Raw genomic sequence first — 21,614 nt, 5'->3', positions numbered from 1 at the left:
TCATCGACCCGCCTGCGGAGCCATGATCCAATCTTCCGAAGGAAGATGAGGAAAGCCGCGAAAGTTCATAAAATTGTTGAATTTCTGGCGGCATGTCACTGCTCTCTTGTCGCAGCCTGCCGTCACTCGGACCCGATCCCCTGCAACCGGCGCAATACCCAGACCCTGCCACAGTTCGATCTCTCGGACGCCGTTCGAAAAGGCCGTGTCGTTCTTGATCGTGCCCCGAAGTCCCTCTGCCTTGCCTGTCAGAACCAGAAGGCTGCCCCGCTCGAACCACCCTGCTTCATAGGCTGGAAACCCTGCAAAACGCAGGATATGCCCGTCCCTGATGTCGGCGATTGAAGCCTCGATCATGAAGGTTTCGTTGGTCAGGCTCAGCCTGCAGCGCCCGTCCCCAAGGCGTGCCGAACAGCGTGGATGAAACACCCGTCCGCGCGCGGCGTTCAAAGGTTCGGACAAACCGCGCAGTTCCGCGCGAAAGGCGCCTTGGGATCGCACGATCTCTCCCAGGCTGCCTGCGAAGACCAGCCGCCGGGCAGATACGTTTGTCCAATCCACCTCCCACATCTTGACGACCGCGCCGTCCCATCGTCCTGCCAGTACGTCCTTTTCCGTGATGGCGTCGTCGGACAGCGCGCCTTCAGCTTCGGAGTTGTCAACCGAAAGGCCCGTCGCTTGCACCAGGGCACGCGCCGACATGCCGTGGTCCGGGCGGAACTGGATGCCGTCGAACTTCAGCCCTGCATCGTGATCGGTAAACCCCAGGACCATCCCGTCGGCACGCTGCACCATCCAGGCGCGCGCGATCGTGGTCGTCGTCATACCCGCACCTCGATCACCGGAATGGCGGGCATTTCGCCCGCCTGAAAGGACGCGACGGACACGGCGATCCGATCCGTATCGAATCGCACCGGCACGTCGAACTCGAAACCCGCGGTTACAGCGGCTCCCGGTTCCGGTGGATCGGCGAAGGCGATCAGGCCCGTCTCATGATCGACGACATAATGCGTGCCCGGGAACACTTCGTTTCCGCCGATCCCTGCCTTCACCGTATCCTTCACCGGCTTGGTGATCGGCCTTGCATAGCGGCCTGGACCCGAGGAATAGGTCTTGGTCAACTGAAAGACCGTCGTCATCCCATCCCCTGATGCGATTTTCTGATCGTCGAAGGACGGCGCCTGCGAAGGAAGGCAGCTTTTGTAATCCGACCAATCCTTCCATCGAAAGCCGTGCAACTGACCCGCCCGAGCCTCGAAGAACGCGACCAAGGCAGACAAGTCGTCCAGGGACCGCAGACCCATCCCCGCGTCATAGCGGCGGCGTGCATGTGCCCAGGGGGTGTTGCGTTCCTCGAACCCGCTGGCCAGTGCCACGATCTCGGTCCGACGCTCGGGCCCGCCAATGGAGCCGAACGACAGGTTGGCCGGAAATCTTACCTCGTGAAATGCCATCTTGGTCCCTGTCTCAGCTGTTGCGTTCGCCGCGCGCAAGCACGCGGCCAAGCTGTGCGGCAATCTGCGACTGGCTGCGCTGGAAACCCGCCACGTCGGGGGTGGTCACGTTCACCGTGACATTCATGGGACGCGAGCCGCCTCCGGCGGCCGCGACGCCAAGCCTGCCATCGGCACCCCGCCGCAGGGGCATGATCGCCTCGGGCCCCGCTTCGCCCATCAGGCCGGTTGCCCCACGCATGGGAAAATGCGTCGGCTGGCTGACGACCCCGCCCTTGGCAAAGGGCATCACCCGGCCTTGGACAAAGGCCCCGCCATTGGCGAAAGGCGTTGCGCCCGACAGCATTCCACCAATGCCTTGCGCGAGGGAACCGGCCAGGGCATTCTCGACCGGCTTCATCGCCATTGAGAAGACGGTGTCCGCAATCGACCGCCCGATGCCCTTCAGCGCGTCCGTCAGCTTCTCACCGTCAAAGATCAGGCCATCGAAAGCCCGGCGCAGCCCGCCCTCGATCCCCGAACTCAGCGACCCTACTTCGCGCGCGGTCACGGTCACGGACTGCCGCAAGCGGTCAAGCTCCGCCTCGAAGGCGGCGGTCATGCGGCTGGTCTGGCTGAACCCTTCATCCAGTTGATCCAGCGTTGAACTGAACCCGTCCTTGTTGGCCATAGATCCTTGCCCTTATCCAGATGTTTCCCTTGGCCGATCGGGATAGCGCGCGGCCAGTTCCGCCAGCCTGTCCCGCGTCATGGCGGGCGATCCCGCCTCGATCCCCAGCATCAGCGCCAGTTCGGCGGGCGTGAGTGCCCAGAACTGGTCAGGGCGCAGCCCCAACCCTCGGATGCCGGCCCTCATCAGACCGGGCCAGTCCAAGCCCCCACTCATGAAAGGGTCCGGAACGCCCGCGCCAGAAGCTCGGCGGCCGCCCGGCCGGCTGCGACCGGCCCGCCGCCGATCTCGACTGTCAGCAGATCCGCCGCGGTCCCGCGCCAGCCGCCTCCGCGCAGACCCGCCACCAGCACGGCCAGCACGTCGCGGCTGCTGAAACGGCCCTGCTCGAACCGCCCGGCAATCGCCATCAGGCTGTCGGCGCCCAGCTCGTGCTCCAGTTCAGCCAACGCGCCCAGCGTCAGCCGGGCGGCATGGGCGGTGCCGTCCAGCACCACCTCGACCTCTCCGCGCAACGGATTCGCCATCACAGCGCCACGAAGGTCAGCGCGCCAGCGGATGCCATCGTCACCTCATAGGTGGCCTCGCCGTTGTAGCTTCCGGCATATTCCAGCGCCGTAATCTGGAATGGCCCTTCGACCGTGCCGAAATCGGGGATCACGACCTGGAAGCGGGGCACCTCTCCGTCGAAGAAGATCTGGCGTGCACGCCCATCGGTGTTGGCGTCGCGAAACACGCCCGACCCGGAAATCGACGCGTTGCGCACGCCCGCCCCGCCCAGCAACTCGCGCCAGCCGCCTTCGCTTTCCAGACTGGTCACATCGATCGTCTCGGCATTGAAAGACAGGCGAGAGGCGCGAAGACCTGCAATGGTCTCGAACGCGCCGTCACCCGTCATGTCCATCTTGATCAGCAGATCACGTCCATTCTGTGCCGCCATGGCTTATCTCCTCAGCCAAGATCTATCCGCGCGCGAAAGGTCAGATCGACCCGCCGCGCGGCACCGTTTTCCACCCGCCGCGCCTTGGCGCGCAGGAACCACAGGGCGGTCAGCCGCCCCTTGCTCAGCGTCAGGGGCGCCTGGTCCAGCGCCTCGGCCACAGCGGCGGCGGCCGCCTTGACCGCGGCGAAACCCCCGCCCTGCCCGGCACCCGAAAGCACGGACACGACAAAGTCGTGCCGCGATCCCGCCGCAGTCATGTCGCCGGCATCCACCACATCTTCTGGGCCAAGCGAGACAAAGACACCCGCAGGCGCCTCGACCGGCATCGCGTCGAAGATCGCGTCTCCGACCATGTCGTTCAGGGCGGGATCTGCGCGCAGGTGCTGATAAACCGCCCCTTGCAGGGCGATGCTTGCCGCAAAGCTCATGTCTGCTTCTCCTCTCGGGCAAAACAGGTCAGAGACTGGCCAGCCGGGTCGCGTTCCGCCACGGCCTCGATGACGAATATCCGCTGGCCCATCCGAAGCCGCTGGCCTGCGACCGGACGGCGCGGGTCCCCGGCCCTGGCGCCCCGAACGGTGATCCGCCAGGACACGACGCTTTCGGGACCCACCTCGGCCCCGCGCTCTCGTCCCGCCTGCGACTTCATCTCGGCCCACAGCGAACCGACCGGCTGCCAGACGGTGCGATAGCCGCCCATTCCATCGTCCTGCCGGGCAGATCCTTCCAAAGCCAACCGCACATTCAGCTTGGGCGTGCTCATCGGCGTGCCTCTCGGCTGCCGCGTCCTGCCAGGGTCCGAACCTGCCTCCAGCGTTCGATCAAGGCGCTGACGCCGAATGGCATCGCACCTTTTGCGCCCGATTGGCCCCTATCCTCGTAATACTGCGCCGCCAGCATGATCACGGCCTGCGCCAGATCGGCGGGAACCTGCGACCAGGTCTCGCCGAAGCCGGCCCAGAAGGTCACATTCACCAAGCCCCTCCGCGGCACATGCGGCAGGATCACCCCGGCAGGCAGGATCATCGGGCGCTGCCCATGCGGCAGCAGCCGCCAATTATCTGCCGGAATCTCGGTGACGGTGCCCATGCCGTCATCGATCTCGATCCTTTCGACCGAGATCACAGGGGCCAGGGGAAGGGTCTGCCCCAGCCGGTCGCGCCAGTCGTCCAGTTGCATCCGAAAGCGCCGTGTCAGCAGGACCTTGCCCGTGCGCGCCTCGATCGTGGCGATCGCCGCACGCAGAAAGCCTGCCAAGGCCATGTCCTCGGCATTGTCCTGCGCAATCTCGAACCCCGTTCCAAGCCGCAAATGCTCGCGCAGCGCCGCGACAGGCAGCGCCTCGGCCGCCGGCGCCGTTTCCTCGATCAGCATCATCTCGCGAACCTCCCGTCTTGCTGTCCGCTCGTCATCCACCGGGACAAGGCCCGCTGGGGGCCTTGTCGTCGCATCAGATCGGGAAAGACCGCGCCCGCGCGCCAGCCATCAGCACGCGCGGACAGTTGCAAAGCCAGGATGGCCACCGACCCGTGCGCGGTCTTTCCCTCACCTGTTCCCGCGATCCGGGATCAGGCGAACTGCAGCAGCTTGACGGCCCGGAAGTCGGTCACGCCGCCGCCCACGCGCTTGGTCGCATAGAACAGCACATGGGGCTTGGCGCTGAACGGATCGCGCAGGACGCGCAGGTCGGGACGCTCGACGATGGTATAGGCGGCGCGGAAATCGCCAAAGGCAATGGCCAGCGCGTCGATGCCGATGTCGGGCATGTCCTCGCTGATCAGGACCGGATAGCCCAGCAGTTGCGGCGTCTGCCCGGCCGCCAGCGCATCCGTCCACAGGAAGCGGCCATCGGCATCCTTCATCTTGCGAATGACCGCTGCCGTTTTCGAGTTCATGACGAAGCTGGCATTGACCCGGTATTCCGCGCCCAGGGCATAGATCAGGTCGATCAGCGCATCGGCCGGGGCAGCCGCGTTGAACCCGCCTGCGGTGCCAGTCTCGACCACGCCGATCTTGTTGGTGCCCGCTGCGGCGTTCAGCGCGGTCGGATAGGTCAGGATACCCTTCGGCTTCGCAACCCCGTCGCCAGTGATGAAGGCAGCGGCTTCGGACCGCGCGAACTTGTCGGCAATACGTTCGGCCAGCCATGCCTCGACGTCGAAGGCGGCGTCGTCCAGCAAACGCTGGCTGGCCTTGGGCATGGCCGACAGCTCGTGCAGCGGGATCGAGATGCGCTCGATCTGGCCGGGCGCCGTCTCGGCTGCGGCAGCCTCGGTGGCCCAACCCGCGCCCATCTCGTTCTTCTCGACCAGCACTTCATAGCTGGCGGATTCGATGGCCACGACATTGGCCAGCCTGCGCAGCGACGCGCCGGAACGCAGCACGTTCTGGACCGTCTCGGCGACTTGCGGGGCGGCCAGGAAGCCGCCGTCGCTGGCGACCGTCAGGCCCTTTTCCTCGATGACCAGACCGCGCAGGCCGTCATCGTCGCCGCTGCGCAGATAGGCGTGGAACGCCTTCTGGTGGGGCACCTCGACCTCGGCGGTTGCGGACAGAGGGGTGCGGCCACGGATGGCGGTCTTGCGATCAAGCATGTTCATACGCTCTTCCTGTGCAGTGAATTTCTTCTGAATGTCGTCACGAAAGCCCTTGAGTTCGCTGACGAACCCCATCATGGCCCCCTTCAGGTCGGCGGCCGTGCCGCCACCTTCCGCGGCTTTCACCTCGGTCATGGTCTGTCTCCTCATCGCGATGATCGGGGCCGACCCGCCCCTGTTTTCGGACCGCCGCAGCGGCCCAAACCCCTGGGGTGCGTGCCTCGCACGCACCGCAATCTCAAACCCGCAAGGCTTCCGCCGCTGCCGTGAACAGCGCTGCCACTTCTCGCAGGTCGTCCGCCTCCTTGCGGCCCACCTTGGCCTCGGGCAGCATCGGGAAGGTCACAAGCGACACCTCCCACAACTCGACCTCGGCCAGGACGCGGCGGCCCTGCTTGTCCCGTTCCGCACGGATCGTACGATAGCCGATGGACAGCCCGTCGATCGCCCCTGCCTGGATCAGCGCCGCGGCCTCGCGCGCCTGCGCCACTTCGGGCAAAAGGCGGCCCTTGACCCACAGGCCCTTCTCGTCTTCGCGGATCTCGTCCCAGACGCCAATGGGCTTGGCGGGGTCGTGCTGCCACAGCATCCGCACCTTGTCGCCCTTGGCCGCCAGCCGCGCCAGCGACGCCTGGAACGCCCCGGGCGCCACCGCGTCGCCGCCCTGGTCGGTCAGGCCGAACAGGCTGGCATAGCCCTCGATCACCTGGCCGTCGGACAGAACCGGCGCACCGCCCGCGAATTTCACCTCAAGTCCCGGAACCATCCGTCACCCTCCTTTCGGCGCGAATTCCAAAATTCCCTGCACCGCCTGCGTCAGGATCACGGCCACGACGCCATAGACGGTCATCCACAGCCGCCGCTCCAGCCCCTCGATCAGCGCCTCGATCCGCTCCAGCCGCTTCTCCATGGTGCCGAACTGCAGCGCCATGATCCTCTCCTGGGCCTCGAACCGCTGGTCATGCCAGCCGAAGCTGTCCTTGACGAAACGCGACCCTTCCATCGGGTCACGCCCCGGCCAGCGGCGGCAGGCCCAGAAGCGCCCGCTTTTCCGCATCGGTCAGGAAGGTGGCGGCCCCGATCCGCGCCCATTGCTGGTCGCGTTCCTCGGCCAGGGCGGGGATGCGGTCGGGGTCGGGGCGCAGATCGACCTCGGCGCCCTGATGCTCGGACAGCCACCAGGCAACCGATGCCGCGACCCGCGTGGCCAGCGGCAGCACCGTCAGGCGATAGAAGGCCCGGTGCGCCTCGGCGTAATTGGCATAGGTCGCGTCGCCGGGGATCCCCAGCAGCATCGGCGGCACGCCGAAGGCCAGCGCGATCTCTCGCGCCGCTGATAGCTTGGTTTCGTGGAACTCCATGTCGCTGGGACTGAAGCCCATGGGCTTCCAGTCCAGACCCCCTTCCAGCAGCATGGGACGCCCCGCATTGCGCGCGCCCTGGTGGTTCGTCTCGATCTCACCGACCAGGCGATCATATTGCTCGGGCGACAGAACCCCCTGCCCGTCCACCCCCTTGTAGACGATGGCCCCACTGGGTCGCGCCGCGTTGTCCAGCAGCGCCTTGGACCAGGCCGATGCGCTGTTGTGAACGTCCAGCGCCACCGCCGCCGCCTGCATGGGCGACAACCCGTAATGGTCGTCCTGCGGGTGGAAGGACTTGATGTGGCAGATCGGATCGGGACTGCCCGTCATGTCGAACCGGTGCTTGCGCCCTCCGACGGCATAATCATAGGCGACGGGCCAGCCGTCCGCGCCGGGCACGATGCTCATCCGGTCCGACCGCAGGACGTGCAACTCCTCGGGCAACCCTTGGGCACCCAGGCCCGCCGCCTCGACGTAACCGTTCCCCGACAGCAGCATCTGCCCGAACAGCGCCTCGAACAGTTCCGCCCGGCCCTGCCCCGGATTGGGGCGCCGCAGCAGATCCAGCACCGGATGGATGTCGTAGCGCCGCTCGCGATCCTCGCAGACCAGCGGCACCGCCGCCGCCGCCTCTGCGATCAGCTTGACGCAGCGAAAGCCCACCGGGTTGCCGACAAAGCCACCCCGCGTCAGGCTGACCGTGTCGCGCGACGACCAGACTGCCCGGCCCGAACCGCTGGCAAGGGCCACGACACGGCCGGTCGCACTGGCCTTTCTTTCTGGCGGAGGAGCCTGCTTCTCCTCCCGCGTAAACAACCGAAACGCCATCCTTTGCCTCCATGCCAACGAGAAAGGGCCGCCTTTCGGCAGCCCTTTCATCCTGGTCCAAATATCCTCTGGGGGTCCGGGGGGCGAAGCGCCCCCGGCCTTGTCACAACCGCCGCATCTGCGGCCGCCGCCAGCTTGCCCCCGGCTCGATCACCAACTCGTGGATCGCCCAGACCAGCGCATCCAGCCGATCCGGGCTGCCCCGGCCTTCAAAGCCGCGCACCGTCATCTGGCACATCTGGTCCTCCAGCGCGCCCAGGCCGCGCAGGTGCTTGACCCGCCCCTGCTCGTAAAGCGCCGCCACAGGCTCGGCCCGCAGCCCCTTGCCCCGCCCTGCCCGCAAGGCACGGAACGGGACCAGGGGATCCACCTGCCGGATCACGCTTTCCACCAGGTCGCCTCCCTGGTTCACCTCGGCCACCAGACGCTCGGCGCCATGGCGGTCCATCGCGGCGATGGCGGCGCGCGCCCAATCCAGCGGCCCGCCCTTCACCGTCGCGTCCTCCAGCACATAGGCGGTCCAGCTGCCCGGCTCGCCCTCGGCCACGACGCCCGCGACCACGATGCCGCATTCGTCGCTGGCCTTGCCCGCCGTCACCGCCGGATCGACGGCGACGACGACACGCGACAGCTTCGGCGCGCGTTCCACCCGCGCGCCTTCCAGCATCGCCGTGGTCCACAGCGCGCCTTCCACATCGTCCAGCAGCACGCCATCCAGTTCCTGCCGCCCCAGCCGCGTCCCGCCATAGCGCGACGCGACCTCGGCCAGGAAGCTTTCCGCCAGATAGGCACGGTTCGCATCCGTCGGCGCATGGGTTGTGACCGTGGACGCATTGCCCAGGATCCGCTTCAGCACCCCCACGTTGCGCGGCGTCGTGGTGACCACCTGTTGCGGATGATCCCCCAGGCGCAGCGCGAATTGCAGCATGTCCCAGACATCCTCGGACTTCTTCCACTTGGCAAGCTCATCCGCCCAGGCCGCGTCGAATTGCGGCCCGCGCAGCGCCTCGGGCTCATGCGCGGAATAAACCGTGGCAGTGGCGCCATTGGCCCAGACCAGCCGCCTGCGCCCGGCTTCCCAGACGGGGCGGCGGTCGGGGGGCGAACAGGCCAGGATCCCGCTTTCGCCGAACACCATCACCTCGCGCACCTGGTCGAAGGTTTCGCCCACCAACGCCACGCGGTGACAGCGCCCCGGTGCGGCGGCGGTCGGACCCTCGACCATCCGCCGCACCCATTCGGACCCGGCGCGGGTCTTGCCCGCGCCCCGCCCGCCCATGATCACCCAGGTCTTCCAGTCGCCCTCGGGGGGCAACTGATGATCCAGGGCCCAGAACTCGAACATCCAGGGCAGCGCCATCAGCGCGTTTTCCGACAGCCCGCCCAGGAATTCGTCAACGTCCTCCGGCGCGGCGGAGGCAAGCCAGGCGGCGCCCGATCTCATCTCGTGCCTGGTCAAGGTCAAGGCTTCCGCCCCCGACCCCTCCGGCGATATCCTTGCGTAGCTTGTCAACCCTGTTCCTTTCCGCCATCAGAAGACCGACCGCCTCGCGGACGACCTTCGCGGTTTGCATGGCTTCCTTCAGCTCGGCGGGATCGACGGCCCCGCTTTGCCGGGCCTCCAACGCGGCCTCGTGACGTTTCAAATCCTTGACATACGACCAGAACAACCCTTCTGCGACGGCGATGGCCTCGTTCGGGTCCACCTCCGGCGCAGCACTCGCACCAGGCTTCACGTCCGTCCGGGCAGGGCTTGCCCCGGCCGCAAACGGTCCTTCGGGATCAACGACCCCGCGCCATTTCATATCGTTCATGCAAACTGTCCCGCCTCGTGTCCTGTCCGCACGAGCCGAAAACTGAAAAAGCGGCCCTAGAGGTCGCCCCCCGGCCGCTTGCCCACTTTTCCCAGCATGTAAATGTTCTACCCCAGGGCGTTCGGTAAGTCAATCGCTAAACCGGTGCGCGCACGGTCAACCAGGAATTAGCAAAACCGAACAAAGGGTTGACCCCCTGCAACACCCTGCGCAACACCCTTGGATGTTGCCGGGCAACGCCTGCCGGAAACCACTCCGACAGGGCGCGGGATTCGCCTGTCAGACGTCCTTGGTCCCCTTGGACGTGCTGCCCTTCGCCTCGGTCGCGGCGGCGATGGCATTGGCGGCCTCGTCCTGCATCTTCTGGGCAAAGCCCACCATCTGCGCGGCGTAGGCTTCGGCCCATTCGGGGAAATGCCCGGACTTCATCGCGGCAGCACGCATTTCCTCGCCCTTTTCGCGCATCTTCTGGAACTGCTCCTCCCAGGCGGTCTGCATCGTCTGCCACTGGTTGCGGACGTTTTCGCCGGCTTCCTCGAAATAGCCCCGGAACTGCCGGTTCATCTCGTCCTGGCGCTGCATGGCCGTTTCCTGCCACTTGCGGGCGCTGGCCATCATCTCGTCGTTGCGGCTGTTCATCTCGTCCTGCCATTCGGCCACGCGCTTTTCATAGGTGCGGGCATTTTCGGCCAGGGTCGAGAACATGTCGGACAGTTTCATGGCGCATCCTCCTGCCAGGGCGGCGCCCGGCGCGGTTCGCGCCATTGGAAAAGCCCGCCCCTTGACCGCAATGCTGCGGCGCAGGGCGGGCTTTGTCAAACCCTTTGAACGGCTTGGGCCGTGTCAGCCGTCGCCCTGGACGGGACTGGTCGCATCCGCGCCACGCTGCCGCTCGATCTCGCGCCAGCGCGCCACGGCGGCATTGTGTTCCTCAAGCGTGCGCGAAAACGCGTGCCCGCCCGATCCGTCCGCCACGAAGAACAGATAGTCCGTGCTGTCGGGGTTCAACGCCGCCCGGATCGCCTCGCGGCCCGGATTGGCGATCGGGGTGGGCGGCAGGCCATCCACGCGATAGGTGTTGTATGGCGTCGTTGCCGCCAGTTCGGACCGCCTCAGGCCTCGGTCCAGAATCCCTTCCCCGCCCGTGATGCCATAGATCACCGTGGGGTCGGTCTCCAGCCGCATCCCCTGCTCCAGCCGGTTGACGAAGACGCTGGCCACCTGGGGTCGTTCCTCGGGCACCCCCGTCTCCTTCTCCACGATGGATGCCATGATCAGCGCCTCCTCGGGCGTCCGATAGGGCAGGCCAAAGGGCCGCGCCTCCCATTCCGCCGCCAGGATGGCCGACTGCCGCCGGGCCATTTCGGCCAGCAGGGCAGACCGATCGCTGCCCTTCTCGACCTCATAGGTATCGGGGGCAAGGCTTCCCTCGGCCGGGATGTCCTCGACCTCGCCGGTCAGGAAAGCCGCGGCCTTCAGCGCCTCGACCACCTGCCAGCTGGTCACGCCCTCGGCCATGGTCACGCGCAGCCGCGCCCCGGGCCTGTCCGCAGCCGCCAGGATCGCCTGCGGGGCTTCCTCGGTCGCGGGGTTGTAACGCGCCATCTCCTCGAAGGCGCCGGTGTCCGGGTTCATGTCGCGCAACAGCACGGTGTTTTCCCGAACGCCCACCCGCACCACGACCTCGGTCCCGCAGGTCGAGGGCCCGCCCGTGGTGATCACATCGACGATCTGCGCCATGCTGGCATGGGGCGGCACCAGATAGCTGCCGAATTTCAGATCGCGCGCGCGGTCCAGATAATCCGTCCCGGCCCGGAAGACATAGGAATTGCTGATCGCGCCCTGTTCCACAAGCTGCTGGCTGACCGCGTTCAGGCTTGCCCCCGGCGCCACCTGCACGCATTGCGCGACAGCACTTGGCCCCGGCCCGCTGAACTGGTGCTTGCCCCAGGCCACCGCCGCGGCCGCGGCGATCAGCAGCACGATCAGCAGCGTCAGGAAGTTCGAGGCGATGTTGCGCCAGATCATCCCCGGACCGCCCCCAGGACCAGCGAGGCGTTCGTGCCGCCAAAGCCGAAGCTGTTGGACAGCGCCACATCGACCTTGCGCCGCACGGCCGCATTGGCCGCCAGATCCAGCTTCGGCTCGACCGCGGGGTTGTCCAGGTTGATCGTCGGCGGGCAAATCCCGTCGCGGATCGCCAGCACGCAGAAGATCGCCTCGACAGCGCCCGCCGCGCCCAGCAGGTGGCCGATGCTCGACTTCGTGGACGACATCACCACGTTCGGCGCGTGATCGCCCAGCAGGCGCTCCACCGCGCCAAGCTCGATCGTGTCGGCCATGGTGCTGGTGCCATGCGCGTTGATGTAGTCAACCGCCGAAGGCTCCAGCCCCGCATTCTTCAGCGCGTTGCGCATCGCGCGGAAGCCGCCATCGCCATCCTCGCTGGGCGCGGTGATGTGATAGGCATCGCCCGACAGGCCATAGCCCAGAATTTCAGCGTAAATCTTCGCCCCGCGCGCCTTGGCGTGTTCGTATTCCTCCAGCACCAGGCAGCCGGCGCCCTCGCCCATGACAAAGCCGTCCCGGTCCACGTCATAGGGGCGGCTGGCCGACTGCGGATCGTTGTCGCGCTTGGTGGACAGCGCCTTGCAGGCGTTGAAGCCCGCGATGCCGATCTCGCTGATGGGGCTTTCGGCGCCGCCCGCGACCATCACGTCGGCATCGCCCAGCATGATCAGCCGCGCCGCGTCCCCGATGGCGTGCGCCCCGGTGGAACAGGCGGTCACGACCGCATGGTTCGGCCCCTTGAAGCCGAAGCGGATCGACACCTGCCCCGACACCAGGTTGATCAGCGCGCCGGGAATGAAGAAGGGCGACACCCGCTTCGGCCCGCGTTCCTTGATCAGCACCGCCGTTTCCGCGATTGAGGTCAGCCCGCCGATCCCCGATCCGATCATCACGCCGGTCCGCTCGCGGTCCTCCTCGGTCTGCGGCTCCCAGCCCGAATCCTTCACCGCCTGCTCGGCCGCGGCCATGCCGTACAGGATGAAGTCATCGACCTTGCGCCGGTCCTTCGGCTCCATCCAGTCGTCGGGGTTGAAGCTGCCGTCGCTGCCGTCGCCGAAGGGGATCTCGCAGGCGTATTTCGTCACCACGTCCTTGGAATCAAAGCGCGTGATCGGCCCCGCGCCGGACTGCCCGGCCAGCAGCCGTTCCCATGTCGCCTCGACGCCGCAGGCCAGCGGCGTGACCATGCCCAATCCGGTGACAACAACCCTGCGCATCCGCAATGTCCTTCAAACTGCAAATCTGTCGCAGACCTGATACACGCGCCGGCAGAACCGCGCAACGCCGGGGCTGCCGACCAGCGGCACTTTGCATTGGACCTCAAATATCCTCGGGGGGTCCGGGGGGCGAAGCGCCCCCGGCTTTCGCGGGACGCAAACTCAGATCAGACCCTCGGCCCTGAAATCCGCCCGCAGATCGCGCTCGGGCCGCGGCCCCACATGCCCGATCGCCTCGGCCGCGGCGATGCAGCCCATCCGCCCCGCCACCGCCAGCGGCGCACCCGTTGCCAGCCCATAGATCAGCCCCGCCGCGAACTGGTCCCCCGCCCCGGTCGCATCCACCGGCACGACGCGGTGGACCGGCGCGCTCACCCGTTCCCCGTCGCGGATCAGGATCGCATCTTCGCCCGACCGCGTGCAGATCACCGTCCCGCAATCGGCCTGGGCCAGCCGCAGGGCCTCCTCCAGATCCGTGACCTGGTAAAGCGAGGTCCATTCATGGACATTGCCGATGACGTAATCCATCGGCCCCGCCACCAGGCGGCGGAAATCCTCGCGATGGCGGTCCACGCAGAACGGGTCCGACAGCGCGATCCCCGCCTGCCCGCCCGCCTCGTGGCAGGACTTCGCGGCCTTCAGGAACGCCTCCTTCCCCTTGGGCTTGTCGAACAGGTATCCTTCAAGGAACAGCCATCCAGCCCCTTGAAAAACGGATGGATTCACGTCGTCCGGCCCCAGTTCGGCGGAAATCCCCAGATAGGTGTTCATCGACCGTTCGCCATCCGGCGTGACCAGGATGATGCTCCGCGATGTCGGCAACTGCTCGCCCGCGACCGGCGGGTTGACGAAGACCGTCCCCGCCGCCTCGGTCTGCTCGGCATAGGACAGGCCCAGCGGATCGTCCGCCACCCGCCCGATAAAGGCCGTCCGCAGCCCCAGCATCCCGATCCCCGCCAGCGTGTTGGCGACCGACCCGCCCGGCACCAGCTTCGACTGCGCGCGCCCCGGCCCGTGATCGTCCGCCTGCGCGGCCATCAGGTATTCCGACCGCTCGCGCTCGATCAGCTGCATGATGCCCTTCCGCACCCCCAGCGCCGCCAGCCGGTCCTCGGCCACGGGCGAGATCACGTCCATCACCGCATTGCCGATGCCGATCACATAGGGGGTGGTCATGCGGTCTTCTCCTCGTATGGGCACAGGTCGTAGATGGGGCAGACCGCGCAACGCGGGCGCCGGGCCTGGCAGATGTATCGGCCATGCAGGATCAGCCAGTGATGGGCATTGTCCTGGAAGCGGGCGGGCACGTTGTCCTCGATGGCGCGCTCGACCTCGTCCACGTCGCGGCCGGGGGCGATGCGGGTGCGGTTGCCCACCCGGAAGATATGCGTATCGACCGCCTGCGCAGGATGGCCGAAGGCGCTGTTCAGGACCACGTTCGCGGTCTTGCGCCCCACGCCGGGCAGGCGCATCAGGGCGGCACGGCTGTCGGGAACCTCGCCGCCGAATTCCTCGACCAGGATGCGGGACAGGGCGATGACGTTCTTGGCCTTCTGGCGGAACAGGCCGATCGTCTTGATATGCTCGGTCACGCCCTCAAGGCCCAGGTCCAGCATCTTCTGCGGCGTGTCGGCGATGGCGAACAGCCCGCGCGTAGCCTTGTTCACGCCCACATCGGTCGCCTGGGCCGACAAGGCGACGGCCACGACCAGCGTGAAGGGGTTGGAAAACTCCAGCTCGGTCACCGGCTGCGGATTGGCGCTTGCCAGGCGCGAAAAGATCGCGACCTGCTGGGCAAAGGGCAAGGGAGGGGCAAGGCGGCGGGGCTGGACCATGGCCCGACGCTTTTGACCGGCCCGGGACAGCAATGCAAGCCCGGCCTGCAAGGGCGGGTTTTTCCGCCACTCCAACGCCTTCCACGCAGCCGTGACTTCCCTTTCGCCCGGAACTGGGCCAGCTTCGCGCACGTTTGACGGCAGATGCGAATTTGCCGCATGTTCACGTCGCAAGACCATGAAAGGAACTCCCATGAACCTTCGCGTCACCTCTCTCCTCGCCGCCGGGGGCCTTGTGGCACTTGGCGCCTGCGCCCCCATGGACGGCACCGGCACGGGCACCAGCGGCATGAGCCGCACGCAGCAAGGCGCACTTGCCGGCGCCGCCGTGGGGGCCGTCCTGGGCGCGACCCGCGACGACGACAGCAACAACGAAGGCCGCGACGCGGCGCGCGGCGCGATCGTCGGCGGCATCGCCGGGGCCGTCGCGGGCAACATCCTCGACCGCCAGGCGCAGGCGCTGCAGCAGTCGCTGTCGAACCCGAACATCCAGGTCATCAACCGCGGCTCCTACCTGCAGGTCGTAATGCCCGAAGGGATCCTGTTCGCCACCGGCTCGGCCGCCGTGTCGGGCGCCGCGCAGAACGACCTTTATGCCGTCGCGCGCAACCTGAACCAGTATCCCAACAGCCGGGTCGAGGTCGTGGGCCACACCGACAACACCGGCAGCGCGGCGCTGAATGCCGACCTGTCGCAGCGCCGCGCCCAGTCCGTCGCGGGCATCCTGTCCGCAGCGGGCGTGTCGCCGCAGCGCCTGATCGCCAGCGGGGCAGGCTTCAGCCAGCCCATCGCCTCCAACGACACCGCCGCCGGCCGCGCGCAGAACCGCCGGGTCGAGATCCTGATCCGCCCGACCCGCTGACCGTCAGCCGCACGAAACGCGCAGGCAAAGCAAAACCCCCGGTCTTTCGACCGGGGGTTTTTCGCAATTGCTGTTCCTGCGATCTCAGTTCAACCGGCGCGCCACGTCGTCGATGGCTTCGTCGATCCCTGCGGACCGCTGTCCTGCGCCGACCTGCTGCGCCAGCAGGCTGGACGCCGCGGCGATCGCCGCCTGCACCGCGCGGTCGCGCACGGCACGCACAGCATCGGCCTCGGCACTGGCGATCTGATCCTCGGCCGCCTTCAGGCGCCGTTCGATCGAGGATTTCAGGTCGGCCTTGGCCTTGGCGGCCTGGGCCTCGGCCTCGCGCTTGGCATTGGCGACGATCTGGTCGGCCTGACCCGCCACTTCGCGCTGCCGGCGTTCATAGCTGGCATAGATTTCCTGCGCTTCCTCGCGAAGGCGCTTGGCCTCGTCCAGGTCGCGGCGGATGCCGGCGGCGCGGCTGTCCAGCAGCGCCCCGATCCGCGAGGGAACCTTGAAGTAAAGCAGCACCCCGACAAAGGCCAGGAATGAGACCAGGACGATGAAGTCCGTGTTCCGCAGCGAGAAGAACGGACCCGTCGCGGCAAAGGCCGGTCCGGCGCTCAGCCCGGTGGCGGCAATGACGGCAAGTTTCTTCATTGCAGGGCCCCTTTCATGCGGCTGTCCACAGCCTGATCGACAGCGGCCTGATCGACCGTCCCGCCAAAGCTGCGCACCAGTTCGGCGGCAACGTCGCGGGCGACCTCTCGCGCATCGACATCGGCGGAATCGCGGATCTCGCGGATGCGCTTTTCCGACTCCGCGCCGCGCGCCGAAATCTCGGCATCGGCATGGGCGATGGCGGCATCCAGTTCCTTCTGGATTTCCGCACGGTTCGCGGCGACGATCTTGTTCGCCTCGGCCCGGGCATCGGCAAGCGCCTTATCATAGGCGGCCTCGGCTTCCTTGGCCTTCAGCTTGAATTCCTCGGCGGCCATCAGGTCGCCGGTCATGGCGCCCTGGCGGTCCGACAGGACGGCGCCGATGCGCGGCAGCGCGATCTTGGCGACGACCCAGTAAAGAACGACCATGGCGACGACCAGCCAGAAGATCTGGTTCGCAAAGGTCGAGAGATCCAACTGGGGCAGGCCCGTTGTCGTCTCGGTCTCTCCATGCGCGACGGAGGACGCCACGCTTTCGGTATGTTCGGCCGCGGTGGTGGCGGCCTCTTGCAACAGGCTGATCATGTCCTACCCCTTGGCCCTGACAGTCACGAAGGGGCGGAGCCGAAGCCCCACCCCGCCGCAAGGATGGCGCAGGATCAGACCGCGAACATCAGCAGAAGCGCGACGAGGAACGAGAAGATCCCCAGGGCTTCGGCAAAGGCCATGCCGATGAACAGCGTGGCGGTCTGGCCGGCGGCGGCCGACGGGTTGCGGAGCGCGCCCGACAGGAAGTTGCCGGCGACGTTGCCCACACCGATGGCGGCCCCGCCCATGCCGATGGCGGTCAGGCCGACGCCGATGTACTGGCCCAGTTCTCCGATATTGCCTTCCATGATGATGCTCCTTGCGGTTGGAAGTGGTGGATTGGGTTGATGACCTGTGCGTCCGGCGTCAGTGCGACGGATGCAGCGCGTCCTTCAGATAGACGCAGGTCAGGATGGTGAAGACATAGGCCTGGATGAAGGCCACCAGGATTTCGAAGGCATACATGCCCACGACCGCGATGATGGAAATCGGGGCCACGGCTGCGATGGCTGCGAAACCGGCAAAGACCTTGATCACGGCATGGCCGGCGATCATGTTGCCTGCAAGTCGGATGGAATGGCTGACGGGGCGCACGAAATAGCTGATCACCTCGATCACGGCCAGAACCGGGCGGATCGCCAAGGGGGCCGAGCGGACCCAGAACAGGTCCAGGAAATGCGCGCCGTTCTTGATGAAGCCGATAGCCGTCACCGACAGGAACACCGCCAGCGCCAGCACGCCCGTCACCGCGATATGCGAGGTGACCGTGAAGGCCAGGGGCAGCAGGCCCAGGAAGTTCGCGAACAACACGAACATGAACAGCGTCATGATATAGGGAAAGTACTTCAGCCCGTCCTTGCCCGCGATGTCGCCGACCATCTTGTGCACGAGGCCATAGGACAGTTCCGCGATCGACTGGGTGCGGGTCGGCACGATGCCGCGGCCGCGCGTGCCCAGCACCAGCAGCGCCAGCGTGGCCAGGATGATGGCGAACAGCCACAGCGTCACGTTGCTGGGCGTGTACCAGTGGACCGGGCCGTCGCCGAACAGCGGGCGGACGATGAACTGGTCCATCGGGTGGAAAGACAGGCCGGTTGCCTCGCCATGCGCTTCGGTCGCCACGATCAATCCCTCTCGTCGGTCCCCGGCGGCTTGCCGGAATTGCTGCCAAGCTCGGCCGCCGTGCGCATCATCACCTTGATGCCGGCCACGAAGCCGAGAAGTATGAACAGGATCAGCATGACCGGCAAAGTGCCGAACACGTAATCCAACCCGTATCCGATCCCGGCGCCCAGCATGATGCCCGCGACGATTTCGGTGACCATGCGCCAGGCGACATGCGCCTTGTCATAGCCCGCCATCGGCATGTTCGCCTCTGGCTTCCGGGTCAGGCGGGACAGCCGGTCTTCCAGGTCGCGCAGACGGGCGGCATCCGCTTCCCTGTCCACATCGCTCCGGGGGTCTTCGGCCATCTGTCATGCCCCGTTCTTCGTTGCGGCGCTGTCTAGGGGGGATCGCCGCCCGAGTCAAGCAAGTGACTTGATCATGCAAGTATCTGGCAAACAAAGGTTTTGCTTGATCGGCCTGCCGAAGGACCGGCCCTTGGCCCCTGCCCCGGCCGCAGAACGTTCAACCGCGCAGTTGACCATTCCCGCCATTCCGCGCCATGAGATGGGCATGGACACCCCCTCGCCCGACCCGCTGGACCTGATCTTCGCGGCCCTGGCCGATCCCACGCGGCGGCGGGTGCTGTCGATGCTGCTGGAGGACGACATGGCCGTCAGCGACGTCGCGGCGCCCTTCGACATGAGTCTGGCCGCGATTTCCAAGCACCTGTCGGTCCTTGCGGCGGCGGGCCTGATCCGGCAGGAGCGGCGGGGCCGGATCACCTGGTGCAAGCTGGACCCCGAGGGGATGCGCGCGGCATCCGTCTGGATGGGCGGCTTCGGGCAGTTCGATCCTGTTGACCTGGACGATTTCGAACGCTTTCTGGAAGCCGAGATGCAAAGCTGGACCCGCGAATGACCGACCCCCAGGATCAGGCCCAGGATCGGGTCCAGTATCCGGCGCGCCCCGACATCCTGTGCATCGGCGCGATGCTGTGGGACGTGATCGGCCGCGCGCCGCGCCGCATGGCGCCGGGCGCCGATGTGCCGGGCCGCATCCGCCACATCCCCGGCGGGGTGGCGCTGAACGTGGCGGTCGCGCTGGCCCGCTGGGGCCTGCGCCCCGCCGTGCTGTCCGCCGTCGGCCGCGACCCGGAAGGCGAGGTCCTGGTGACCGAAGCCCGGCGGCTGGGCGTCGTCACCGATCATCTGGCCCGCGACACCGGCCTGCCCACCGACACCTATATGGGCATCGAGGACAGCGAGGGGCTGATCGCCGCCATCGCCGATGTCCACAGCCTTGAAGATGCGGGCACCGCGATCCTGGCGGCCCTGGACGGCGCGCTGTCCGGCTGGACCGCGCCGGTCGTCCTGGACGGGAACCTGACCGAGGATCTGCTGGCCGCCATCGCCCGCGACCCCCGCCTGGCCGCCGCCGACCTGCGCGTGGTGCCCGCCAGCCCCGGCAAGGCCGAACGGCTGGAACCGCTGATCGCCGCCCGGCGCGGCTGCTTCTACCTGAACCGCCTGGAAGCCGAGATCCTGGCCGGGCGTGCCTGCCCCGATGCCGCGACCGCCGCGCAGGGCGTGGTGGCGCGCGGCGCGGCCCGCGTGCTGGTCACGGACGGACCCCGCCCGGTGGCCGAGGCCATGGCGGGCGCGCCCACCCTGACCTTCGCCCCGCCACCTGTCACCGTGGCCCGCGTCACCGGCGCGGGCGACTGCTTCCTGGCGGCACATCTTGCCGCCGAACTGAACCACCAGCCGCGCGACGCGGCCCTGCGCCAGGCGGTGGATGCCGCCGCCGCGCATGTTTCCGGAAAGGACGTTCCATGAGTGCCCCCCTGACCTTTTCGCCCGAAGTCGAAGACGCGCTTGCGGCGGGCCGCCCGGTCGTCGCGCTTGAATCGACGATCATCACCCACGGGATGCCCTATCCCCAGAACCTGGAAATGGCGCGACAGGTCGAACAGGTGATCCGCGACAACGGCGCGACCCCCGCCACCATCGCCGTGATGGGCGGGCAAATCCATGTCGGGCTGACCGACGATGCGCTGGAAGCCCTGGCACAGACGCCCTCGGACCAGGCCATGAAGCTGTCGCGCGCCGACCTGGCCGTCTGCCTGGCAAATGGCCGCACGGGGGCCACCACGGTCGCGGCCACCATGATCTGCGCGCATCTGGCGGGCATCCGGGTCTTTGCCACCGGCGGCATCGGCGGCGTGCATCGCGGGGCGGAAAGCAGCTTCGACATCTCGGCCGACCTGCAGGAACTGGCGCAGACCCCGGTGACGGTCGTGGCCGCCGGGGCCAAGGCGATCCTGGACCTGTCCAAGACATGGGAGGTGCTGGAAACCCTGGGCGTTCCCGTGATCGCCTTTGGCCAGGACGAACTGCCCGCCTTCTGGTCGCGGTCCAGCGGCATCAAGGCGCCCCTGCGCATGGACAGCGCGGACCAGATCGCCGCCGCGGCCGCCATGCGCGCACGCCTGGGCCTGAAGGGCGGCCAGCTTGTCGCCAACCCGATCCCCCGCGAATCCGAGATCACCGCCGACGTGATCGGCCCCTTCATCGAACAGGCCCTGTCCGAAGCCCAGGACCGGCACATCGCCGCAAAGGAGGTCACGCCCTTCCTGCTGCAGCGCATCTTCGAACTGACCGATGGCCGTTCGCTGGCCTCCAACATCGAACTGGTCCTGAACAACGCCCGCCTTGCGGCGCAGATCGCCATCGCGATGACCCGTTGACCGCGTCGCCCGTCCTGCCTTATGGGTGCGTCAGTGCGCGGCTGGCGGAATTGGTAGACGCAGTTGGTTTAGGTCCAACCGCTTCGGCGTGGGGGTTCGAGTCCCTCGCCGCGCACCAGCGGATGCGGCACCTTGCCGCACCCTGCCGCGGGGTCACGATCCTGCGTCCACAACCCTGCCCTCCTTGACTTTTGCCTGCCTGAAAAGCAAAGGTGGTCATGTACCTATCTCATTTCATGACAGGCAGCAGGAGGGGTCTCATGAATATCGACCTTTCGCGCCGCGGCTTCCTACGGCTTGCGGGTGCGGGGGTTGCGGCGACATCGCTCGGGGCAATGGGCTTCGGCGAGGCCGAGGCGGCGGAACAGGCGCATGTGCGCGCCTTCAAGCTGGCCACGACCACGGAAACACGCAACACCTGTCCCTATTGCTCGGTCGCCTGCGGGATCATCATGTATTCCAAGGGCGATGTGAAAGCCGGCGAAACCGCCGAGCTTCTGCATATCGAAGGCGACGCGGACCACCCGACGAACCGCGGCACGCTGTGCCCCAAGGGCGCCGCGCTGAAGGATTTCGTCAAGGCGCCGACGCGCCTGACCAAGCCGCGCTATCGCGCCGCCGGCGCCAGCGAATTCCAGGACATCACCTGGGACGAGGCCCTGGACAAGATCGCCCGCGCGATGAAGGACGACCGCGACGCCAACTTCATCCAGACGAACGAGGCCGGCGTGCCGGTCAACCGCTGGACGACGACCGGCTTCCTGGCGGCATCGGCAACCACAAACGAAACCGCATGGCTGACCTACAAGACGGTCCGGTCCATGGGGATCGTCGGATTCGATAACCAGGCGCGCGTCTGACACGGCCCCACG

30 protein-coding genes and 1 tRNA gene are annotated in these 21,614 nt (G+C 67.1%); 6 read left to right on the top strand and 25 right to left on the bottom strand.

Translation table 11 applies throughout. From position 1 onward, the window contains the following. From IEX25_RS11135 to nth, 20 genes are all read right to left on the bottom strand, one after another. On the bottom strand, positions 1 to 825 hold the full coding sequence (locus tag IEX25_RS11135; RefSeq protein WP_103171659.1) for a phage/gene transfer agent baseplate hub protein: 825 nt from the start codon (positions 823 to 825) through the stop codon (positions 1 to 3). Continuing rightward, a complete protein-coding gene (locus IEX25_RS11130; protein ID WP_103171658.1) occupies positions 822 to 1,454 on the bottom strand; it encodes a DUF2460 domain-containing protein in 633 nt (210 codons plus the stop codon). The genes IEX25_RS11135 and IEX25_RS11130 overlap by 4 nt, the downstream gene beginning before the upstream one ends. A 13-nt stretch (positions 1,455 to 1,467) precedes the next feature. Then, the gene (locus IEX25_RS11125; RefSeq protein ID WP_103171657.1) at positions 1,468 to 2,124 is read right to left on the bottom strand and encodes an RcGTA-type gene transfer agent tail tape measure protein; all 657 of its coding nucleotides are present in this window, start codon (positions 2,122 to 2,124) and stop codon (positions 1,468 to 1,470) included. Positions 2,125 to 2,136: 12 nt separating this feature from the next. Then, positions 2,137 to 2,340 (bottom strand): rcc01693 family protein, encoded by a 204-nt coding sequence (locus tag IEX25_RS11120; protein ID WP_103171656.1) that lies wholly within the window; start codon positions 2,338 to 2,340, stop codon positions 2,137 to 2,139. Continuing rightward, positions 2,337 to 2,651, bottom strand: a complete 315-nt coding sequence (locus IEX25_RS11115; RefSeq protein ID WP_103171655.1) for a gene transfer agent family protein — start codon at positions 2,649 to 2,651, stop codon at positions 2,337 to 2,339. The genes IEX25_RS11120 and IEX25_RS11115 overlap by 4 nt, the downstream gene beginning before the upstream one ends. Next, positions 2,651 to 3,064 (bottom strand): phage major tail protein, TP901-1 family, encoded by a 414-nt coding sequence (locus IEX25_RS11110; RefSeq protein ID WP_103171654.1) that lies wholly within the window; start codon positions 3,062 to 3,064, stop codon positions 2,651 to 2,653. Before IEX25_RS11110 ends, IEX25_RS11115 begins: the two co-directional genes overlap by 1 nt. Before the next feature lie 11 nt (positions 3,065 to 3,075). After that, on the bottom strand, positions 3,076 to 3,495 hold the full coding sequence (locus tag IEX25_RS11105) for a DUF3168 domain-containing protein (protein WP_103171653.1): 420 nt from the start codon (positions 3,493 to 3,495) through the stop codon (positions 3,076 to 3,078). Beyond that, positions 3,492 to 3,830 carry a head-tail adaptor protein gene (locus IEX25_RS11100; RefSeq protein ID WP_103171652.1) on the bottom strand — a complete coding sequence of 113 codons (339 nt, stop codon included), beginning with the start codon at positions 3,828 to 3,830 and terminating at the stop codon, positions 3,492 to 3,494. The genes IEX25_RS11105 and IEX25_RS11100 overlap by 4 nt, the downstream gene beginning before the upstream one ends. Further along, a complete protein-coding gene (locus IEX25_RS11095) occupies positions 3,827 to 4,444 on the bottom strand; it encodes a head-tail connector protein (RefSeq protein WP_103171651.1) in 618 nt (205 codons plus the stop codon). The genes IEX25_RS11100 and IEX25_RS11095 overlap by 4 nt, the downstream gene beginning before the upstream one ends. Positions 4,445 to 4,635: 191 nt before the next feature. After that, the gene (locus IEX25_RS11090) at positions 4,636 to 5,799 is read right to left on the bottom strand and encodes a phage major capsid protein (RefSeq protein WP_188715151.1); all 1,164 of its coding nucleotides are present in this window, start codon (positions 5,797 to 5,799) and stop codon (positions 4,636 to 4,638) included. Between the two features lie 103 nt (positions 5,800 to 5,902). Continuing rightward, positions 5,903 to 6,430 (bottom strand): HK97 family phage prohead protease, encoded by a 528-nt coding sequence (locus tag IEX25_RS11085; RefSeq protein WP_103171649.1) that lies wholly within the window; start codon positions 6,428 to 6,430, stop codon positions 5,903 to 5,905. A gap of 3 nt (positions 6,431 to 6,433) precedes the next feature. Then, positions 6,434 to 6,667, bottom strand: a complete 234-nt coding sequence (locus IEX25_RS11080) for a GTA head formation protein, RCAP_rcc01685 family (protein ID WP_103171704.1) — start codon at positions 6,665 to 6,667, stop codon at positions 6,434 to 6,436. A 4-nt stretch (positions 6,668 to 6,671) separates the two neighbouring features. Next, positions 6,672 to 7,856, bottom strand: a complete 1,185-nt coding sequence (locus IEX25_RS11075; protein WP_188715149.1) for a phage portal protein — start codon at positions 7,854 to 7,856, stop codon at positions 6,672 to 6,674. Positions 7,857 to 7,959: 103 nt separating this feature from the next. Further along, positions 7,960 to 9,300: a DNA-packaging protein gene (locus tag IEX25_RS11070; RefSeq protein WP_103171647.1), complete on the bottom strand. Its 1,341-nt coding sequence runs from the start codon at positions 9,298 to 9,300 to the stop codon at positions 7,960 to 7,962. Next, positions 9,251 to 9,670, bottom strand: coding sequence for a permease (locus IEX25_RS11065; protein WP_229665141.1), 420 nt, complete (start codon positions 9,668 to 9,670; stop codon positions 9,251 to 9,253). Before IEX25_RS11065 ends, IEX25_RS11070 begins: the two co-directional genes overlap by 50 nt. Before the next feature lie 279 nt (positions 9,671 to 9,949). Further along, positions 9,950 to 10,390: a hypothetical protein gene (locus IEX25_RS11060; RefSeq protein WP_103171646.1), complete on the bottom strand. Its 441-nt coding sequence runs from the start codon at positions 10,388 to 10,390 to the stop codon at positions 9,950 to 9,952. Positions 10,391 to 10,513: 123 nt separating this feature from the next. After that, complete coding sequence (mltG, locus tag IEX25_RS11055) at positions 10,514 to 11,698, bottom strand: endolytic transglycosylase MltG (protein ID WP_103171645.1); 1,185 nt, start codon at positions 11,696 to 11,698, stop codon at positions 10,514 to 10,516. Beyond that, a complete protein-coding gene (gene fabF / locus IEX25_RS11050; protein ID WP_103171644.1) occupies positions 11,695 to 12,957 on the bottom strand; it encodes a beta-ketoacyl-ACP synthase II in 1,263 nt (420 codons plus the stop codon). The genes mltG and fabF overlap by 4 nt, the downstream gene beginning before the upstream one ends. 162 nt (positions 12,958 to 13,119) lie before the next feature. After that, entirely contained in the window at positions 13,120 to 14,133 is a 1,014-nt protein-coding gene (locus IEX25_RS11045) for an adenosine kinase (RefSeq protein WP_188715147.1), read from the bottom strand. Beyond that, on the bottom strand, positions 14,130 to 14,792 hold the full coding sequence (nth, locus tag IEX25_RS11040) for an endonuclease III (RefSeq protein WP_103171642.1): 663 nt from the start codon (positions 14,790 to 14,792) through the stop codon (positions 14,130 to 14,132). The genes IEX25_RS11045 and nth overlap by 4 nt, the downstream gene beginning before the upstream one ends. A 193-nt stretch (positions 14,793 to 14,985) precedes the next feature. Between nth and IEX25_RS11035 the strand changes: the two genes are divergently transcribed. Continuing rightward, positions 14,986 to 15,654 carry a YiaD family glycine zipper/OmpA-like lipoprotein gene (locus tag IEX25_RS11035; protein ID WP_103171641.1) on the top strand — a complete coding sequence of 223 codons (669 nt, stop codon included), beginning with the start codon at positions 14,986 to 14,988 and terminating at the stop codon, positions 15,652 to 15,654. Between the two features lie 84 nt (positions 15,655 to 15,738). On the opposite strand, the gene IEX25_RS11030 is transcribed toward IEX25_RS11035, so the two are convergent. The 5 genes from IEX25_RS11030 to IEX25_RS11010 all read right to left on the bottom strand — a co-directional run bounded on the left by IEX25_RS11030 (position 15,739) and on the right by IEX25_RS11010 (position 18,361). Further along, the gene (locus tag IEX25_RS11030; RefSeq protein ID WP_103171640.1) at positions 15,739 to 16,299 is read right to left on the bottom strand and encodes a F0F1 ATP synthase subunit B; all 561 of its coding nucleotides are present in this window, start codon (positions 16,297 to 16,299) and stop codon (positions 15,739 to 15,741) included. After that, positions 16,296 to 16,886: a F0F1 ATP synthase subunit B' gene (locus tag IEX25_RS11025; protein ID WP_103171639.1), complete on the bottom strand. Its 591-nt coding sequence runs from the start codon at positions 16,884 to 16,886 to the stop codon at positions 16,296 to 16,298. The genes IEX25_RS11030 and IEX25_RS11025 overlap by 4 nt, the downstream gene beginning before the upstream one ends. Before the next feature lie 74 nt (positions 16,887 to 16,960). Further along, entirely contained in the window at positions 16,961 to 17,197 is a 237-nt protein-coding gene (locus IEX25_RS11020; protein ID WP_089343169.1) for a F0F1 ATP synthase subunit C, read from the bottom strand. 58 nt (positions 17,198 to 17,255) lie between these two features. Continuing rightward, entirely contained in the window at positions 17,256 to 18,011 is a 756-nt protein-coding gene (locus tag IEX25_RS11015) for a F0F1 ATP synthase subunit A (RefSeq protein WP_103171701.1), read from the bottom strand. Positions 18,012 to 18,013: 2 nt separating this feature from the next. After that, complete coding sequence (locus tag IEX25_RS11010; protein ID WP_188715146.1) at positions 18,014 to 18,361, bottom strand: AtpZ/AtpI family protein; 348 nt, start codon at positions 18,359 to 18,361, stop codon at positions 18,014 to 18,016. Between the two features lie 205 nt (positions 18,362 to 18,566). Here IEX25_RS11010 and IEX25_RS11005 point away from each other — a divergent pair, with 205 nt between their 5' ends. The 5 genes from IEX25_RS11005 to IEX25_RS20685 all read left to right on the top strand — a co-directional run bounded on the left by IEX25_RS11005 (position 18,567) and on the right by IEX25_RS20685 (position 21,602). After that, positions 18,567 to 18,914 carry an ArsR/SmtB family transcription factor gene (locus IEX25_RS11005; protein ID WP_103171700.1) on the top strand — a complete coding sequence of 116 codons (348 nt, stop codon included), beginning with the start codon at positions 18,567 to 18,569 and terminating at the stop codon, positions 18,912 to 18,914. Continuing rightward, on the top strand, positions 18,911 to 19,831 hold the full coding sequence (locus IEX25_RS11000; RefSeq protein ID WP_103171638.1) for a PfkB family carbohydrate kinase: 921 nt from the start codon (positions 18,911 to 18,913) through the stop codon (positions 19,829 to 19,831). The genes IEX25_RS11005 and IEX25_RS11000 overlap by 4 nt, the downstream gene beginning before the upstream one ends. Beyond that, entirely contained in the window at positions 19,828 to 20,742 is a 915-nt protein-coding gene (locus IEX25_RS10995) for a pseudouridine-5'-phosphate glycosidase (protein ID WP_103171637.1), read from the top strand. The genes IEX25_RS11000 and IEX25_RS10995 overlap by 4 nt, the downstream gene beginning before the upstream one ends. A 35-nt stretch (positions 20,743 to 20,777) precedes the next feature. Beyond that, positions 20,778 to 20,860, top strand: a tRNA-Leu gene (locus IEX25_RS10990). Between the two features lie 142 nt (positions 20,861 to 21,002). Further along, entirely contained in the window at positions 21,003 to 21,602 is a 600-nt protein-coding gene (locus IEX25_RS20685; RefSeq protein WP_205049001.1) for a twin-arginine translocation signal domain-containing protein, read from the top strand. Positions 21,603 to 21,614 lie beyond the last annotated feature (12 nt).

The sequence above is a fragment of the Paracoccus acridae genome, from assembly GCF_014642735.1.
GTDB lineage: Bacteria > Pseudomonadota > Alphaproteobacteria > Rhodobacterales > Rhodobacteraceae > Paracoccus > Paracoccus acridae.
This window is presented reverse-complemented; position numbering and strand designations above follow the sequence as displayed.